The sequence below is a fragment of the Johannesbaptistia floridana genome (assembly GCF_057440575.1).
Map to the genome: position 1 here is coordinate 1 of NZ_JALKVM010000142.1, position 19,258 is coordinate 19,258.

Below are 19,258 nucleotides of genomic sequence, written 5' to 3' on the forward strand. Positions count from 1 at the left end.
GTAAGGGCGCAAGCCGTAGGGTAAGGGCGCAAGCCGTAGGGTAAGGGCGCAAGCCGTAGGGTAAGGGCGCAAGCCTTGCGCCCCTACTACTGCTTTGCTCTCAGCATAAGTATTTGTATGCTACACAAAGCCAAAAACATACTTTTTTACTTGTATTATCTCCCTTGTCTACTTGTCTTCGTTCCTCCCGGAGTCCCATATCAAAGCACCAAAACAAAAGTACAGAAATTGGCCGACAAGGGAGAATCAATTTTTAAGCGTTTAGGATCAATTCTCTTACTCATTACTTCAAAACTCATTACTCATTACTTAACTACAATAAGTACCATTAAGTAAAGATGCGAGGGTCTGAGCTTGTCCCGTCCTCACCGAAATGTTTAAAACCTACCCCTGATCAGGAGAGGGGGAGAGGGCAGGGCTGTTTTATTCTAAAATTTTGTCGTAAGCTAGAAGCTAGACACCACAAAAGTTGAGGCTCTTTTTAGCTATTATTAGAAAAAAGGTGATTTATTATTATAGCAATGACCAAATAGATGTTTACAGTTATTATGAAAAGCCCCCCGAGTTTGCGGGGGGTTGGGGGGATCTGTAAATATAAATATTGTTAACACTACAACGCTCATTGCTATAGTAAAAAATCCCCTCTGTTGAAGCTCCCGTGCTCCGGTGCTCCGGTGCTTCTCCTCGCCATTTTCTTTGTCAAGAACAAAACAGCCCTGGGGGGAGAGGGGGAGAAAGAGGGTTTTTAAGGATTTGCATCAATATTTAATTATATAATTAATTAAACATTAATGTTGGGTTATCTCCCTGCCCAACCTACAAAATCTAGTCTGAATAAGCCTTTAGGGTCAACCAATTTTTAAGGGCGATCGCATTAATTCTTTAACTCATTACTTCAAAACTTCTTTCACTTCAAGATTCATCCCCCACAAGTAACTTTGGGTAAAGATGCGAGGGTCTGAGTTTAAGGGGTTAGGATCAATTCTTTAACTGATTACTTCAAAACTTCTTTCACTTCAAAACTCATTCTCATTACTCATTACTCCTTACTTCAAAACTCCTTACTCATTACTCAAACACAACCAGCAACTTTTGGGCTTTGGTGCAAGATCTGAGTTTAATGGTTTTGGTGTTTTTAGCCCATAGGATTTTTCTTGGATAATTTGATTTAACTTTTGAATACGGGTTACGATTACTAATAGGGGAAGAATAATTCATGATTAGTTAGCCATTATTTTTAGTCGGTCGGAATGGATAGAGAAAATTCATTAAATGATAAAGATTGCGAGATTGAATCCATAAACGACCTGTGCCCCTAAAACGACAAACCAAACCTTCCCCGCCTAAAATACCAGTCTTCAAATTGCGAAAGCTTAAACCACCAATTACTTCTACATTGTAATCTAAGCTTTCTTCAAAGGCGACTATATAACCAGTATCAACTACATATTCATCTTTAACGTCAACTTCTATAATCGCCCCATAAGAGCTAAACCAAATATCGCCTCTTCCAACTGCACGAATTAAAAATAGAGATTCACCACTAAAAAAGCCGCGAAAACCCTGAAACTTACTATCAATTTCTACCTCAGTGCTTGAAGCCACGAATCCTGATGATTGAATCATCAGGGCTTTATTCCCCTCTAGGTAGTAGTGTTCTATACTTCCTGGTACTCCTGGAGCTATATAAAGTTCTCCTCCCCTAGAAGATGCTGTAAACTCGCTCAAAAATAAAGATTCTCCTCCCAACATTCTGGTGATGCCTTTAAGAAGACCACCGCGCATTTTTGATTTCATGGTTATATGAGAATCCATGGCGGCCATCGCTCCTGCCTCCACTAATACGGTTTGACTAGGGGGCAATGTTAGGATTAAAAAGCCGTAGGCTGGATTGTGTTCAATACGATAGGATATCTTAGACATAGTTATTTAGGGGGTAACTTAGAACCAATTAAAGAACCAAAAGCATGAGATTTATGGGTTTGACAATAGAGTTTTCCTTGACCTTTAAAGCGACAGACAAAACCTTCTCCTCCTAAAAAAGCACCTAACCAACTAGATCCTGGTTTAGTAATTTCAAAACTGAGACTCTTTTCAAAAGCGACAATATGACCAGTGTCTACAATATAACTATCTCTAACGTTAATTTCGTAAATTCCACCAAAAGAACTTAATAATACTGGTCCATAACCACTAATAGTTAACCAAAAAATTGATTCTCCCGAAAAGACAGATTTAAAGCCTTGAAAACCTAAATCAATATCTACTTGTGAGCCTGATGCTACATAAGAGCCTGCTTGCACAATCAGTTCATTACCTTTCATTTCGTAAAGTACCATGTCACCCATTAACCGAGGGGCTATAAAGATTTTTTCTTGACGATGATAGGCTTGAAAGACGCTTAAAAATAGGGATTCTTGTGCTACTAATCTTTTTAAACCACCGATAATTCCTCCCCCCTGTCCTTTTCTCAGGGTAGTACTAACAGTGATAGCGGGAGACATAGCAATCATTGCCCCTGCTTCTGCAACTAATTCCTCATTAGGCCCAAATTCAATTTGTGCGATCGCGCTATCTGGTTTTTGTAAAATTTCAATTTTCATCTTTCCGCCCTCATGGAGACTCTAGTGGTGGGATGTTGACAATTAGTTAACGCACTTTTGGAGTTAAGAAACCGACTAAACTACTCATGCTGCGGGATTGTAAATAAATTTTGCCATTACCTGTTAATTTATTCACTAATCCTTCTCCTGATGTCACTGAACCAAATATTCCTCCTGATAGACGAATATTCATCTTTATTCCTGGTTCATAGGCGACTAAATGGCTATTATCCACAGTAAATTGGCCATTTACTTCTTTGCTTGTTATGCCTCCATAAGCCCCAAAGAATACTGTGCCGTTGCCACTTAACTCTAATTTAAATAAACCTTCTCCTGCAAACCAACTAGTCAATCCTGCCCATTTGACGCCCATTTTTACTCCTGGAGTATGAGCTATATACGCTCCCGGCTGAAAATAAATTTTAGTTCCCCTGAGTGTATGTTCTTCTATATCCCCAATCATTCCTTGATTAAGCACTAACTCTACAGGTTCTCTAGTTTGATTTTTAAATACATTAACAAATAAAGATTCACCACCAAAGAACTTTTTTAATAATCCTGGAATTATACCCCCTGATAACTCAGTAGTCATCGATAAATCACTATCCATGCTTACCATCGCTCCTGCCTCGGCAGTAATTTGTTCACCTGGGTCTAAGATAAAAAAGATCGTAGAGAAAGCAGGACGGTTAACTATTTCGTATTTCACCGATATATTACCACCTTTTTAATGAGTATAGTTATTCTTGTCCACAGGCAGTTAGCTTGTAGCAAAATATGTATGACCTTCACTCTATTTTAAAACAGTTACTCTTTTAAAATATCTAAATTACAGATTTACTTAATTTTTCTTAACTGTATAGGGGCGTATCCTCAGATCTTCCACCTTTAGCAAAAGCTACTGGTGGGAGATGAATCTTGAAGTAATGAGTGAGGAAGTAATGAGTTTTGAAGTGAGGAAGTAATGAGTTAAAGAATTAATGCGATCGCGCTTAAAAATTGGTTGACCAAAAAGGTGTATTCAGTATTTTTGTTCTATAGATTCGCTCTGAGGCGAAAGAGAAATGAACTTTTTACCGCCCAGACGCTTTCATAGTAAGGATTTCAGTTAATTACTTACATTTTCTTCCGGTTACTACCGATTGCCCCAGTAGCCAAATTAGAGTAAATTCAAATTATCTTCTCAAAATTATTAACTCATATTTTTTTACGGATTTAAGTGATGAACATTTCCATGTACCAAGCGTCAATTCCTCCTTTGACTCATTCTCTATCAAATCTTATTCATATATTAGAAAAGGGATTAGACCATGCAGAAGCTAAGAAAATAGAAGAATCGGCATTAACTGCTTTCCGTCTTTATCCAGATATGTTTCCCTTAAGAAAACAAGTACAGATTGCTTCTGATATATCTAGGAGAGGAATCGCCAAATTAGCTGGAGTGGAAGCACCTACTATGGAAGATAATGAAACTACTTTTAAGGAATTAATTGATAGAAGCAAAAAAAGTATTGATTTTTTAAAAACTTTTAAACCCGAGCAAATTGATGGAACAGAAAGTAAAACAATTGAATTAGAAATAGGTAAAGAAAAATTAACTTTTGAAGGTTTGCCATTCCTTCTTTATTTCATCATGCCTAATGTTTATTTTCATGTTACCACCACTTATGACATTCTCAGACATTGTGGTGTGGAAATTGGTAAGCGTGATTTTCTCGGCAATCCTCAGTAAGCAAATTCCAGTTCGACCTTACTAATATCAAGTTCGGGTGAATACTTACGATAAAATGAGGTGAGGCAGGAGGCACCGAGGCAGGAGGCTCCGAGAGGGAAGGAAGAAGGTATGAAGGTAGAACTTTATCATAACTAATTAAACGGACATGATATAACCTCCACCAGGATGCTCGTTTTTCAGCAGACCCTATATAGGGCTTGCTGAATAAATTTAATTAAACGCTGATTTGTCACCCCGTCAGCAAAGACGCTCTAATCTCTTTCGTAAGATACTTGATTGAATTTGAGCTTCTTCGAGTTCATTTTGGGTACTAGCAACAACCTCTACAGGTGCTTTGTTAGTAAATTTAGGATTACTAAGTCTATCTCTAAGACTACTTACTTTATTATCCAGTGTCTTTAGTTTTTTCTCTAGTTTTTGTTTCAGGGCATCAACATCGATAATTCCTTGGAGAGGAATTAATACTTGGATAGTACCAATTACACCTGCACTAGCTTGTTTAACTTCTTGTTGTAAATTTGGAGTAATAGTCAATGATTCTACTTTACCTAAGTCTTGAATGTATTGTTCTCCTTGAGTCAGGATTTTTTGTTCTTCAGCATTTTCTGTTTGTAGAATCACAGGTACTGTTAACCCTGGCTTAATTTCTGCTTCTGCACGCAGATTGCGAATAGTACGAATTACTCCAATTAGTAAATCAAATTCTGCCTCTAATTGGGTATCAACTAGAGTATTTATCGGTTGAGGGGGGGCAGGAGAGACAGGGGGTAAGGTTACGGAAGTAGGTTGCCCAAAAGTCTCTATTTTAAGTTGATTGATATCTGCTAATAATTCCTGACGACTTTCTTGAAAGAGTAAGTAGCGCCAGATAAACCAAATTGTCCAACCTAAACCCAGGGTGCGTAAACTAAGGGCAACAAAGGATAACTGGTGTAAACTGCTACTGACTACGAGAATTATCCTGAGACTAATTAGACTGAGGATAATTAGCCCCACAATAGCCAGAGACTTTTGATAATTGTTGTAGCTTTGGTTAATTTTTTGGGGTAAATCGCCCAAAAATTCAGTTATTCGAGACCAAATATTTTTAGTTACCTCGGGTATTTCTTGAGCCTTTTTAGATAAAGATATCTCAGGGCTTTTTTCTGGTAACAATTCATCTACTTGAGGATAGAGTTGTAAAGCTAGAGATTCTCCTGTGGTTTGGGTGAGAGTATGCCAAATTTCTTCGGTTATGTAGGGCATAAAGGGATGAAGAAGTTTGAGAATTCCCTCTAAAACGTAGGCTAATACTTGTTGTGCCACTAAACGGGATTCTGGATTTTCTGAGTTTTGGAGACGCGGTTTAACTAATTCGATATACCAGTCACAGAAATCACCACGACTAAACTCATATAAGGCTTTAGCAGCTTCTCCTAATCCGTAAGCTTCAATATTTTCTCTAGTTTCTTTGACTACTTGATTGAAACGAGAGAGTATCCAGCGATCGCTCAATTCTAATTTTGCTAAATCAGGTTTCCCCAATTCTCTAGGACTTTTGCCATCTAGATTCAACAACACGAAGCGGGAAGCATTCCAAAGTTTATTGGCAAAATTTCTTGAAGCTTCTACTGATTCTGATTCATCAGTTTCGCGATTATATTGGAGGGTAATATCTTGTCCTGCGCCTGCCACTTCTTTGATTAGGGTATAGCGCAGGGCATCAGTACCATATTTATCTATCAGTAGTAGAGGATCTATACCATTATTAGCTGACTTAGACATTTTTTTGCCATTTTCGTCTCTCACCAATCCATGGATATAGACATCAGTAAAGGGCATTACGTCTGTGAAGTAGCCTGCCATCATTGTCATTCTTGCTACCCAAAAGAAGATAATATCGAATCCTGTTACTAGGGTAGAATTCGGATAGTATGTTTCTAACTCCAGTGTATTCTGAGGCCAACCTAGGGTGACAAAGGGCCACAATCCTGAGGAGAACCAAGTATCTAGTACATCAGGTTCTCTAGTTAGTACAGCACCTTCTCCATATTTAGCTTTTGCTTCAGCAACGGCTGCTAATTCATCTTTAGCCACAATAAATGGTGTTTCATTGGTTATTTCCCCGGCGGTTTCACTAACAACAAACCAAGCAGGAATTTGATGTCCCCACCATAACTGACGAGATATACACCAGTCTTTGAGTTTTACTAACCAATCCCTATATACTTTTTTCCATCTTTCTGGTACGAAATAGGGTGAGTTTTGATTATCTAATGCTTGTAAAGCTTTTTCTGCTAGGGGTTCAATTTTTACGAACCATTGAGTTGATAATAGTGGTTCTACGGGTACTTTGCCGCGATCGCTATAGGGGACTGTGTGGCGATACTCTTCTATTTTTACTAGTAAATCTGCTTTTTCTAGGGCTTTTACCACATTTTTTCTAGCTACAAAGCGATCTTGTCCACAAAACTCTCCGGCATTTTCATTGAGAGTTCCATCAGTATTCATGATATTGATCATGGGTAATTGATGTCTTTGTCCCATTTCAAAATCATTAGGATCGTGGGCTGGAGTTACTTTTACACAACCTGTTCCAAAACTTGCTTCGACAAATTCATCAGCGATAATTGGTATTTCTCTTTCTACTAGAGGTAAGATTACTTTTTTACCTACTATGTCCTTGTAGCGAGAATCATGAGGATTTACTGCTACTGCTGTATCTCCTAACATTGTTTCAGGACGGGTTGTAGCCACTTCTACATAACCACTGCCATCTACTAAGGGATAGCGAAAATGCCATAAATGTCCATCTACTTCTTTGTTTTCTACTTCTAAATCTGATACTGCTGACTCAGAAGCGGTACACCAATTTACTAAATACTTCCCGCGGTAAATCAACCCAGCTTCGTAGAGTTTAACAAAAGCTTCTATGACTCCTGTAGATCTTGCTTCATCCAAAGTAAAGCATTCTCTTGACCAATCTGCCGAAAGTCCCAAGGCTTTTAACTGATTAACAATTTGTCCTCCTGATTGATTGCGCCATTCCCAGGCACGTCGGAGAAATTCTTCTCTTCCCAAATCGTAGCGAGTTTTCCCTTCCTCTTTTAATTGCTTATCTATGATTGCATGTACTGCTATACTGGCATGATCTGTTCCTGGTAGACAGAGGGTATTGTCTCCCTTCATCCTGTGATATCGCACTAATGTATCTATCAAAGCTGTTTCAAAGGCGTGGCCCATGTGTAGACTACCAGTAACATTAGGGGGAGGTATAACTATACTGTAGGCTGTTCCTTTTTTTTGAGGATCAGCTTTAAAGATTTGCTGATTCTCCCAGTATTCTCGCCATTTAGGTTCTGTTTCTTTGGGATCGTATTTAGTTGGGAGTTCAAAATTGGTTGTGGTCATGAGATCAACAAAACTTTTATTAATGCTTTTTTACCAAATTCTTGGATTGGTATAGATAATTTATTTTCTACAGTATACCAATATCTAGCTCAGTCTTTATTGTAATATTTGTGTTTTCTCAATTTTACATAAGATTCAGACCCTCGCATCTTTATCAATAGTTACTGGTGGGGGTTGAGTAATGAGTTTTGAAGTAATGAGTAATGAGTTTTGGAGTCTTGAAGTTTTGGAGTCTTGAAGTTTTGGAGTCTTGAAGTTTTGAAGTCTTGGAGTTAAAGAATTAATGCGATCGCCCTTAAAAATTGGTTGACCGAGTGCAAGATCTGAGGCGAAAGAGAAATGAACTTTTTCTGAGGTTAATTTAGTACATAAGTTCTGGTGCTTTGATCTAAATATAAGTAGTAGTAGGGGCGCTCATACTTGCGCCCATACCCAGGCTTGAGCCCCTACCCAGGCTTGCGCCCTCATTTATTATGCTTAAGTAGTCTAAGTGTCTGTTGCATGAGTGCCTCAAAGCCTACCTCCTACTCAAAAATTTACTTTTTCACCCATACTGTAAATAGCCTATTCTTTTCTCATCATGACGATAAGTCTATTAAAAGGCCCTCGTAACAAAGTATAAGGTATTATCGATAAGAGAACAGCCACTACCAATGCTTGTCTTAAAACAAATGAGCGAGAAACTATAAATTGATAAATCAAATCTAGTACAAAAGCTAGAATAAAAACTTTAGAAATTCCTTTCCATCCATCTTTCATTAAGAATCTACGATGTTCTGGATGTGTAATAAAAGACCAAAAGTAGGGTTGGCGATTTTCCTTAGCATCAATACGGCCATCACGAAAGGCAAAAATTGTCGCCATGAGTGGCTGTAATAAAAATCGAAAGCGCAAAGGACCATCAATACGAGTTGAGAGGTTATTGACTAAGTCTGCTAAGATAATATCCATCAATGTTTTTTTGACCAAGACAAGGTTTAATTAATTTTACCAGTTTAATTTAGTTAGAAACGGACAAGCTTGTTATCAGAAAACTAAGAAAATCAAGAAGCCGTAAGATTTGCTGTAGGAGTTTGTCATTAAAATATAATTAAACAAAGCATAATCAACAAACAAAGTAATTAATACTATTGCCACTAGTTTATATAAAATTTTGCAAGATCTTGATAAATAATATTTCAAGAGTCCGTTAAAACGAACTCTTGAAATAATTCAAATATTAACCAACTAACTCTTTAACTTTAGCAATAATTCCGTCAGGATCGATACCTTGATGAGGGAATTGTTCCCAAAGTCCGCCACAACCTTCTATATGAGTACCGAGATGGGCATATTTAGGACTATAACCGCGTTCAAGTAACCAAGAACCAAAACGACTACCTAAGCCAGTACGACGGTTAAAAGCCTCTACTACTAAAACTAGAGGAGACTTACCAATCATGGCGATCGCTTCTTCATCGACTACATTGAGAGTAGGTTTATTAATCAAACCTATGTCAATTCCTTGTTCTTTGAGACGTTCTACGGCATCCAAAGCACGATATAAAGCTTCACCGAAACTCACGATATAGCCGGCGGTCCCTTCACGGATAACTTCATCTTTGCCAGGTGTAAAAGTATAGTCACTGCCGAAGAAATCATTACCCTTGCTATCTAAAATAGCACGAACTTTAGAACGGGTAGAGAAGATAAAGCGTAGACCGGGTTCATTGAACACTGCTTTCACACAAGCCGCCATTTGATTAGCATCAGCGGGGAAATATAGACTAGTGGGGTAACTATCATCTAAACCGTTATCAGCAAAAAAGTTATTTAAGCCGAAGTGACAGGTATTATCAGCCATATCATCGATTCCAGCGTGGGAGAAATGACACAACACATTAGAATTATTTAACCTTGCCATAGTAATTTCAGAAATGCACATTTCTAAGAAAGCGCTGAAGGTGGCAAAAATTCCTTGTTTACCTTTTTCCATACCGAAGCCTGCGGCAGCGGAGAAGTTACCCCGTTCCATAATACCACCACTGATATAAATTTCTGGAGCGGCCTCACGGATTTGTTTAAGTCCACAAGACCCTTCTAAATCACTATCGATACAGAGTAGTTTTTCTTTGCGTTCTGTCTCACTCATACCTTCGAGGATAGATGCGACTGTTTCCCCGAATACATTACGGTTAGAACCAAGCTTATCGCTAGAACCAATAAAGGTATAAGTCTGCTTAGGTTTCTTAATACTTTTGAGATATTCGACGGCTTCACCGCGGCCATTTTTTTCTAAGTAATTGATAGCTACTTCTACTGATACTACGTCATGGCCGTGGGTTGAACCTTCTAAACCTTCGATACCCACACACATTTGACGATGATTAATTACCGCCACTGGTCCTGAAGTACTAATCGCTTCACAAATGCGGCTATATAAACCATCAAGGTCTTCACCATCTCCTTCTAAAGTAGTTAAACCGTGACCGGAGAGAGTTTTATTGAGGTCGTAGCCTGGGAGATATTGGGAAGGATGTCCGGCGATGGTTACATCATTAGCGTCTATTAGTAGTTTTACATTGATTTGACGAGCTACCGCAAGACGGGCCGCTTCTGCGTCGTCGCCTTCTTGTTGGGCACCATCAGACCCTAAACAAAATACTGTTTTACCAGGGTTAGCTAAAGCTACACCGTTAACATAGGGCCAAAGATGTCCTAAACGTCCAGAACTAAATTTAACTCCGGGAGTTAAACCTAATTCTGGGTGTCCTGGTAGATGAGAGTTGGCACCACGATACTCTAATAATTTTTCTGCTGGTAAATCACCGTAGAGAGTGGCCATCAGATATTGAGTCGCTACTCTGTGTCCTGCTTCATCAAAAAAGATGGGCACAAATTTATTAGGTCCACCTCTGAATAAAGCATCCAGAATCATTACTTCTGGTACAGTATCATAGGGACCACCAGTATGACCACCCACACCGCGGGCTGCACCTGTAGCGGTGAAAAAGACGATCGCATCGCGACAAAGTTGAATATTTGCTTCTATTGCGGATTTTTGCTCGGAAGTAAGGGTTTTTTGACTGGGATCTAGGCTAATAGTTTTATATGCACCTAAATCAATAGGAAAGCTGGCTGTGGCAACTGTCATTAGTGATATTTTTCCTGTATTCAATTAAAATTGTATGTTTCTTTTACTATTGTTTAGTAAAAGTTAGTTATTTATATAGCAGTCTATCTCTAGAAGTTCAAACTGTCCATAGGAAGAATATCGCTCTACTTTGGTAAAATCAGTTTGAGATGAAGCTAGGATTAAAAGTAATGCAGAAATTATTAGGTAAGGTGGCTTTAGTAACTGGCGCCACCAGAGGTATCGGGAAAGGCATTGCCATTGGTTTAGCCGAAGCTGGAGCAACTGTTTATATTACCGGAAGAAGTTTAGAAACAAGTAGCGCCGGAGAAGAAATTGGCGGCAGTCTTTTGGCAACTGCTGCCTCTGTGGAAGCAGTAGGTGGTAAGTGTATCGCTGTACAAGTTGACCACAGTGATGATCAACAGGTGGAGAGACTATTTGAGCAAATTAATGACGAACAACAAGGACAATTAGATGTACTGGTAAATAATGCTTATGGAGGTGTACAAAGACTACGAGATAACGGTGGTAAGCCTTTTTGGGAGTCAGATTTAAGTCTTTGGGATGCTTGTCATCAAGTAGGTTTGCGCAGTCACTATCTAGCTAGTGTTTTTGCCGCTAAGCTAATGACTAAGCGTAAACAAGGGTTAATTTGTACTATCTCTTCCTGGGGAAGTTTGAGTTATCTATTTGGAGTAGCTTATAGCACCGGAAAAGTAGCCTGCGATCGCCTAGCTGCTGATATGGCTGTAGAACTTAAATCAGCTAATGTGGCTTCTCTCTCAATTTGGCCGGGAATTGTTGGCACTGAACATATTACCAGTATCGCTAAAGATACCAATGTTGAAAACCCCCTGCTATTAGACCAATATAATTGGGAATCTCCTCTCCTCACCGGACGGGCGATCGCTTCTTTAGCCGCTGAACCAAAAATTATGTCTTTAACTGGTACTCTTCAAATTGTCGCTGAAGTAGCCAAAAAGTATAACCTAGTTGATGCTAATGGGGAATTGCCTGTATCTCTACGTTCTTTACGCTTTATTTTCCCTTGGGTATGGCCTTCTTTAAGAGAATACTCTTACTTAATTCCTGATGTTTATCTCCCTTGGTTCATTCTCTTATTAACTAGGCTACAATCCCCTCGACTTAAATAATTTTTTGATTCTATTGGGGCGATCCCTTGACTCATATCAAAGCACGCAAATACAAAAGTACAGAAATTGACCAACAGGCGAGAATCAATTTTTAAGCGCGATCGCATTAATTCTTTAACTCATTACTTCAAAACTTCAAAACTTATTACTCATTACTCATTACTCATTACTCATTACTCATTACTCATTACTCACTATTCATCCACTAGTAACATTAGGTAAAGATGCAAGATCTGAGTTGAGGGAATGTCAGAGAATAATAAAAAAATTTTTACAATTTGGTAGCAATTTATACAGAACTTATGCTATATTAGATATGTAAGAAAAAAAAGGAGTTTAAAATTATGTCTACTCAAAATCAAGCACGCGCTTTAATGATGCGTCATCACCACAATATTAGAAATCGTCAACAATCTTTACTAAATCGTGCTGCGGCCGAAATTGGTGTTGATATAGACAACACAGAATATAGAGGCAAAATCCAAGGTAAACCCAATCCTAGTTTTAGAACAACTTATGATCGCAGTAATGCAACTCTTAGCTAGTACCGAAGTAGTAAAATAAAATTAAAATAGAATATTAGAAACTGATGATTTTAAAAATAGGGTGGCACTATGCCCCCTCTTTTTTTGCTCAAAAATAAGCATGTTCTTGTTAAAAACGAGGTTCGTAGTTGGACTTTAGTCCAAAAGACACACAATCATTAGCTCAACAGGAAAGAGAATAGCTAACATATCTGTCTCGCGTTAGAATTGTTAAAGATTCAAAATCTTGAAAAAAATAAGAGGCTCGTTTGGTTGCCAAAAAGAAGAAAAATAAAGAATTAAAGGACAAAGATTTAGTCAAAGAAGTATGTCGGCGCATCCGGGTAGCGAGGAGTTACTGGGATGCCCATAAAAATGCTGCTTGTCGAGGAGAAAGAGAAAAGGCATTGGCACTCTACGAAACTTTGACACCAGAACAAAAAGAGCAAATCCCGCAACAGCTAAGAGTTTGGCTACGCTATCGTAGTGAAAAGTACTTTGGTAAAGATAAACCCAATGGGATGGCAACAAAACGCTTTATACACAAAAAGGGCAAAATATAGTTTTAATGAAATATACACGCTTAATATTATTAGATTATAGATAAGATATAGCTCAAGCTACATCTTATCTGTTTTTATACCAAAAGAGTCAAATTACAGAATAACAAAGTCACTCTCGCCCAAATTAACAGCTTCTACTCCAAGGAGAATAGCCACCTCTTGAGATAGAGCTTGAACTACAGTATTATTACCTTGTTCTGTGAGAGTTAAATCTGCAAAAGTCAAACCAGTATTAGCTAGACCAATTACGTCTTCACCAATCGTAAAATCAGTAATGGTATTGGGGTTTTCTGGTAAAAGATTACTGTCAGTAACCAACCAAAACTGGTCTTCTCCAGCATCTCCAGTAATAACATTATTACCAGTAGGATAACTAGCGAAAAGTACATCATCTCCAGAACCTAACAGGATACGGTTATTACTTCCTGCAAATAAAGTGTCATCGTCACTACCAGTATCTATACGATTATCACCAGAAGCAAGACTAACATCAACGCGATCGCTACCACCACCAGTGAAGAGTATTTGTTCATCACCGATAAATTGACGTTCATCGGGAATAGCAGTATCAAAATGGTCATCCCCAGAAGTACCAAACACAGTTTCAGGGACTAGGGTTTCAGGAGGAGTAATGTCACTTTCCCCAAGATTCAGAACAGTTACATCATCAAAACTTGCTCCTTCATTACCCCAACTATAGAGAGCTATTGTACCACCAGGAATCTCAGATTCATTCTTAATGGGGTTATTAAATAAAGGTTGTTGGTCAAGCCAAGCGGATACCTCGTTGTTTTCCACATCAAGACGAATATGGGTATCTGTATCTATAGCGTATTTATTACGACTACGGGCCATAGTCAACTCGATACTATCTTCTATCTTAAATAGCTGAACAAAACGCTGATTAGCGTCAAGTTCTAGCTTATAGTAGTTATCTGGGTCTTGATAGTGGAAAATAATTCCCATACCACCATTATCAGCAGAAGCTAGGGTTGCTTCTACAGAGTAATCAGTCCATTGTGAAGCTTCAGGATTGTTATAGAGTGCATAAGTACCTTTGCGTAAAGCCATCCAACCATCGCCTAAAGGACTCCAACCTCTTTGCCACACATCAGGGTTAGTTGCACCATTCCAAGTTAATTGACGACTTTGGATATTAGAAGACTGTAGTAAACGACCATCTTCTACAGACCAATTTGAAGGTCCTTCCATATCTCCTTCATCTATGATAGTCCAACCATCAAAGTTTCCATCTTGAAAATCTTCAAACAGGAGAACTTGTTCTTGACCGTAAACCTCTACTTTAACTTGGTCAGTACTAGTATTATTTTGCGAATCCTCTACCATGAGATTCACTATATTTTCACCAACTGGTAACTCAACTTCAAGAGATTCTCCTGTTCCCAAAGATTCTGTATCTGTAGACCAATCGTAACTACTGATTTCTCCAGTGGCAAAAGAGTTTTGACCATTGAGGGTAGCAGTGGCCATACCATCCCCATCTATATCTACAACACGGAGATCTAAACCTGCATCAGCAGTAAGAGATATAGGATTCACCATGATATTGTCAAAGATAGAGAATCTTTGATTAGAGGAATAAACCCCAATTGTACCGGAGGTAAGAGGATCTGTTTCATCTACCACGGCACCATCAAAAAGACCCTGACCATTCAAGGTAGCGTTAATAGTGTTATCGGCGATCGCCACTCTCAAATCCATATCTAAGTTAAAGGGATAGCCACTGGTTTCTGTAGCTAAAACTGTTTCTACCCCATCTTTAACCTTAAGGAGACTCCGTTGGTTATTTTCTGTATCTAATACCAATTTGTAGTGATTTTCTAAATCTTGGTAATAGAAAACCACACCTATAGCATCATCATCCGTAGAACGAAGGGTTGCTTCAAAAATGTAATTCTGCCAGTTTAAAGCTTCAGAAGGACTCCAATAAAGAACTTGGTCAGGACTATCAGACCTTTCTGTTAAAAAGCCTTCTCTATCAGGGTCTTCAGGACGAGAGAAAACTGTACCTTGAGTTATCCAACTACCTGTTGTGGAAGTCTGGTCTTGATAAGAAAGACTACCAGGTCCAAAACTAGACTCTAAATCTCCTGCGGTAAAGTCAAACTGAGTGCTATTTCCCACAGCATCATCAAGAATACCATCAGCATCTGGAGTACCTAAATCAGCGATTTGATCCTCTGATAAAACTTGGTCAACAAAGAGAACACTACTTGTAAATCCTGCTGCGGTTTCATTACTATCATCTGTAAATAGTAAGGCGCCATCTTCACTGTTGATTGCCCATCGTCCATTCACACCTTCTGAGAGAATTTGAGTGCCAACGTTAACTCCATCTATGTACTTAGTTAAGGTTTGATTGGATAAATCAAAGGAAACAGCGATGCGATGCCATTCGTTAAAATTGACAGTTCCCTGATAGTTACCACTAATTCCTATAGCGCCAGTGGTGTCTGATTCACGACGGATAAATAATTCACCATCATCTGTATTGTCAATATTGGTTTGTAGTAATCCTAACCAACCAGATTGATTAATACTCTCTTGGGGAATGTAAATATCATATACTAGAGTATATTGATTAATGAATTCTCCAGGGTTTGTGCCCACATCTAAGCGATAGGCTTCAGGACTTGCTAAGGGAAAACCCATCACTGTGGCTTCATTGGCGTCAATTGCAGGTAACCCTAAATCAGTAGTAGTACCAAACTCAGTTAGGTCTTCTAAAGTAACAATATCTACTGACCAACCTTCTAAACTACCATCGTTAAAGTCCTCCCAGAGTAGAGTATCTTCCCCTGTTACTCCGATAAAAACTTCATCCTGATTAATTACCCCTTGACTATCTTCAATCTTTAAGCTTAGGTTATGTTTTCCTACTGGTAAATTTACAGTAGGAGTAGCTCCCGTAGCTATTACCTCACCAGCGTCGTTATACCACTCATACTTTAAACCATCTCCTTGGGGGTCTGTAGATTCACTACCATCAAGAGTAACCATAGATTGATTCACTGCTTGATTGAGTCCAGCATTAGCCATAGGTAGAACTTCTGGAGTACTAAGCTCTACATTTTCGATTACTTCTTGATGACCTCGATAAAAACCAGTTAATCCCTCCCTGTCTAATTCTGGTTTCTCTCGAAAACCTGTAAGATATTCGTCTAATTCTACAAAATAGGTTGAGGTAGAAATTCTATTTTCGGTAGGGTCTATAGTTAGTAGACGGATTGCACCATTGCCCCCTCTATTTCCTATTGATTCATCTCCATTACCAGTAATTTCTCCAGATACCCCATTTTGGTAGTTGGCTAACATTTGATAAACAGGATTTCCATAGTCTCCATAAGTAACTAGAGTTTCTGCACCATCTCCAAAAATGTGACCATTGAAGGTAAAAGAGATGTTGGGATGCCTACGCAAAAATTTCTGCCAGGTATCCTCCCCATCATTAGAACCTTGGGGATCTGATCCTAATCCATAAGTAGGACCTGCGCCTTCATCTACTAATACTCGATTGAGAGGGTCGTGTCTAGTATCAAAACTCATTTGGTCATGGGTAGAGACGATAACCCGATGGTCTGGGTGGGCACTAACTACATCATTTGCCCAGCGCAATACATCTTCTCTAGGACCAAATTCTAAGGAAAGTACTAACCATTTAGTTCCATCGGGAGCAGTAAATTTGTGATAGTTGTTGTCATATCTGTCTGGTTCGACGTCATAAACACCCCCAAAGGTTTCTGTATCTTGATAACGACTTACAGGGAAAGCATCGTTGTATCTTGATGTTTCTCTAACGCTAGAAGACCCACCAGGACCGATATCATGATTACCTGGTAACACAGCGTAGGGAATTACTCCATCTAATGTCCTCATAGCGGCTTCAGCTACAGGCCATTCTCTCTCTAAGTTATTGTAAACAATATCACCAACGTGAGTTACAAACTCTATGTTCAGATTTTCTTTGTTGTCTGCTAACCATTCAGTCATGCGACCAAAGGTAGAATTGAGGAAAATGTTAAGGGTATAGTCCTGTGTATCGGGAATTACTGCTATGGTAAAAGCATCTTCTCCTGTGACTGAGACTCTAAATTTGTCTGAAACAGTATTTCCTTCACTATCTTCGGCTTTGATTTCTATATCTGTAAAGCCCATCTCACCATAGTCTAGGACTAGTTGGCCGTTTTCAATGGTTGGATTTACTATTTCAGAGTTACTATTCTCAACAATTGAGTAAGTTATCGACTCGCTATTATCTGCGCTAAATACATCCGCTAAATTAAAACTAGCATTCTCTGACCCTTCTATGACCATTAAGTCTTTGAGATTTTGATCTATTTGAATCATGGTTTCAAATCTATAAAAATTAATTTTTTTAGTGATTATAAATGAGGTAGATTAATAACAGTTTATGAATAGATTAAATTTTGATTAACATCTTATTTATCAATACTTTTAAAAGCATTTATACTCATCGTTCGCGGCTCTTCCGTATTTAGTATGCCTCAAAAAGTCAGAAACGAGACTGGGTAAGTAAATTAGCTAAACTGATACGTTCAAAACTCAATCCTTTACCCAGTCTCGTTTTAAAAGATTAATACAGATTTTTAGCATACCAAACACGATAGAACCATAATTATTGCACAAAACCAGTCAGAAAGAGTCGATGATTTGCCATTAATTATTTATTGGTTAACACAAATGAACGTTGCTTTGAAGAAGTCAAAAACTTCTTTAGACCTCAAATATTTATGGGAGAATTCGTGTCTTTATTTAATAGGAGAAAAATATTTTTAGAGTATTTTATTATAATATATAGCGTTTATCGGACTCATGAGGTAGATAAAACCCACATTCCGCATATAGCGTTTTTAACTCTGCTGAGGTACAAAGGTTATCCTTTTGAGGCAGGAGGCACCGAGGCACGGAGGCAGAAGGCAATAATGATTTATGAATTTTTGAGTAATCCAAGAGAAAAAATGCACTATTTTTAGCATAATACATCAGAAAATCTTGCACTTTTTCTGACAAAAAATTAGCTCAAACTTTTATCCAGTAACAGTTTTAGATTTATTCAGCAAGCCCTAAGTAAATTTTCAGTAAAATCTCAGTAAATTCTCATTGTTAACTGAGAACCTATTAAGCAGTTAAAAATATTGAGAAAGTTCAAATGAATACTCTAGTCAAACTAAAAAGAACAAGTCTTATTAGTTCTTTAATTGCTACAGGTTACCTCTTAACCACTGTTACTGATGCTAATGCTGTTAATCTTAAAGTTTCCGTTACCAATCTTGCTCCCGAAAATGGAACACTACTAACTCCTCTATGGATAGGCTTTCATGATGGTAGCTTTGATATTTATAATGGTGGTGAATCACTTAATGGTTTTCCAGGCACAGAAAGTTTAGTTGAAGATGGCGTTACTAGTGGTATTGCCCAGCGCTTTATAAATGAAGGATCAGGGCAAATTGAAAGCACAATTACTGGGCCATTAGGTGCTAATCCAGGACCAATAGATAGTGGCGAAACAGCGACTTTTATCATCAACAATGTTGACCCTAATTCACTCAGTAATAGATATTTTAGCTACGCATCAATGGTTATTCCTAGTAATGATGCCTTTATAGCTAATGGTAATCCTCTTGCTCATGAAATTTTTGATGAATCTGGAAATTTTATTGGTGCTGATATTATTGAATTAGGTTCTGATGTTCTTGATGGAGGTACAGAAGTAAATGATGAACTTCCAGCAAATACTGCCTTTTTTGGACAACAAACTCCTAATACTGGTGTAGATGAAAACGGTGTAGTTACTCCCCATCCTGGTTTCAATCCAGTAGGAAGCGGAGGGATTTTAGATGCTTCTAGCTTTATCAATGCAGACTTCACTACACCAGGTTACGAAGTTGCTCGTATTCAAGTAGAACAAGTACAAGCAATACCAGAACCAATGACAATTTTGGGTTCTTTGGTTGTAGGTGGAGGATTATTATTAAAGCGCAAAAATAAGCCCAATATCTATAGCGCTACGCCCAGGAAATAGGGAACAGTTAGCTCAGATCTTGCACCAAAGCCCAAAAGTTACTTGTGGATGAATCTTGAAGTAATGAGTTTTGAAGTAATGAGTAATGAGTTAAAGAATTAATGCTCAAC

12 protein-coding genes are annotated in these 19,258 nt (G+C 38.3%); 5 read left to right on the forward strand and 7 right to left on the reverse strand.

Annotated elements, in window-relative coordinates; all coding sequences use genetic code 11:
- Positions 1-1,224: 1,224 nt before the first annotated feature.
- Genes MW688_RS09805 through MW688_RS09815 form a run of 3 tightly spaced genes read right to left on the reverse strand, consistent with a single transcriptional unit; the run spans position 1,225 to position 3,312 of the window.
- A complete protein-coding gene (locus MW688_RS09805) occupies positions 1,225-1,923 on the reverse strand; it encodes a TIGR00266 family protein (RefSeq protein ID WP_486735790.1) in 699 nt (232 codons plus the stop codon).
- A 2-nt stretch (positions 1,924-1,925) separates the two neighbouring features.
- Positions 1,926-2,603, reverse strand: coding sequence for a TIGR00266 family protein (locus tag MW688_RS09810; protein WP_486735791.1), 678 nt, complete (start codon positions 2,601-2,603; stop codon positions 1,926-1,928).
- Positions 2,604-2,649: 46 nt separating this feature from the next.
- On the reverse strand, positions 2,650-3,312 hold the full coding sequence (locus MW688_RS09815) for a TIGR00266 family protein (RefSeq protein ID WP_486735792.1): 663 nt from the start codon (positions 3,310-3,312) through the stop codon (positions 2,650-2,652).
- Positions 3,313-3,837: 525 nt separating this feature from the next.
- Here MW688_RS09815 and MW688_RS09820 point away from each other — a divergent pair.
- Positions 3,838-4,335, forward strand: a complete 498-nt coding sequence (locus tag MW688_RS09820) for a DUF1993 domain-containing protein (RefSeq protein ID WP_486735793.1) — start codon at positions 3,838-3,840, stop codon at positions 4,333-4,335.
- A gap of 240 nt (positions 4,336-4,575) precedes the next feature.
- On the opposite strand, the gene MW688_RS09825 is transcribed toward MW688_RS09820, so the two are convergent.
- The 3 genes from MW688_RS09825 to MW688_RS09835 all read right to left on the reverse strand — a co-directional run bounded on the left by MW688_RS09825 (position 4,576) and on the right by MW688_RS09835 (position 10,861).
- Positions 4,576-7,728, reverse strand: a complete 3,153-nt coding sequence (locus MW688_RS09825; protein ID WP_486735794.1) for a valine--tRNA ligase — start codon at positions 7,726-7,728, stop codon at positions 4,576-4,578.
- A 564-nt stretch (positions 7,729-8,292) separates the two neighbouring features.
- A complete protein-coding gene (locus MW688_RS09830) occupies positions 8,293-8,679 on the reverse strand; it encodes a hypothetical protein (protein ID WP_486735795.1) in 387 nt (128 codons plus the stop codon).
- A gap of 268 nt (positions 8,680-8,947) precedes the next feature.
- On the reverse strand, positions 8,948-10,861 hold the full coding sequence (locus MW688_RS09835) for a transketolase C-terminal domain-containing protein (protein ID WP_486735796.1): 1,914 nt from the start codon (positions 10,859-10,861) through the stop codon (positions 8,948-8,950).
- A gap of 170 nt (positions 10,862-11,031) precedes the next feature.
- On the opposite strand from MW688_RS09835, the gene MW688_RS09840 reads away from it, so the two are divergent.
- From MW688_RS09840 to MW688_RS09850, 3 genes are all read left to right on the forward strand, one after another.
- Complete coding sequence (locus MW688_RS09840) at positions 11,032-11,997, forward strand: SDR family NAD(P)-dependent oxidoreductase (RefSeq protein WP_486735797.1); 966 nt, start codon at positions 11,032-11,034, stop codon at positions 11,995-11,997.
- Positions 11,998-12,341: 344 nt separating this feature from the next.
- Positions 12,342-12,542: a glutamine synthetase inactivation factor IF7A gene (gifA, locus tag MW688_RS09845; RefSeq protein WP_486735798.1), complete on the forward strand. Its 201-nt coding sequence runs from the start codon at positions 12,342-12,344 to the stop codon at positions 12,540-12,542.
- Positions 12,543-12,790: 248 nt separating this feature from the next.
- Positions 12,791-13,084, forward strand: a complete 294-nt coding sequence (locus MW688_RS09850; RefSeq protein ID WP_486735799.1) for a Precorrin-3B methylase — start codon at positions 12,791-12,793, stop codon at positions 13,082-13,084.
- A gap of 93 nt (positions 13,085-13,177) precedes the next feature.
- Here the strand turns inward: MW688_RS09850 and MW688_RS09855 are convergent, their stop codons facing one another.
- A complete protein-coding gene (locus MW688_RS09855) occupies positions 13,178-17,452 on the reverse strand; it encodes a metallophosphoesterase (protein WP_486735800.1) in 4,275 nt (1,424 codons plus the stop codon).
- A gap of 823 nt (positions 17,453-18,275) precedes the next feature.
- Here MW688_RS09855 and MW688_RS09860 point away from each other — a divergent pair.
- The gene (locus tag MW688_RS09860; RefSeq protein WP_486735801.1) at positions 18,276-19,148 is read left to right on the forward strand and encodes a PEP-CTERM sorting domain-containing protein; all 873 of its coding nucleotides are present in this window, start codon (positions 18,276-18,278) and stop codon (positions 19,146-19,148) included.
- Positions 19,149-19,258: the final 110 nt, after the last annotated feature.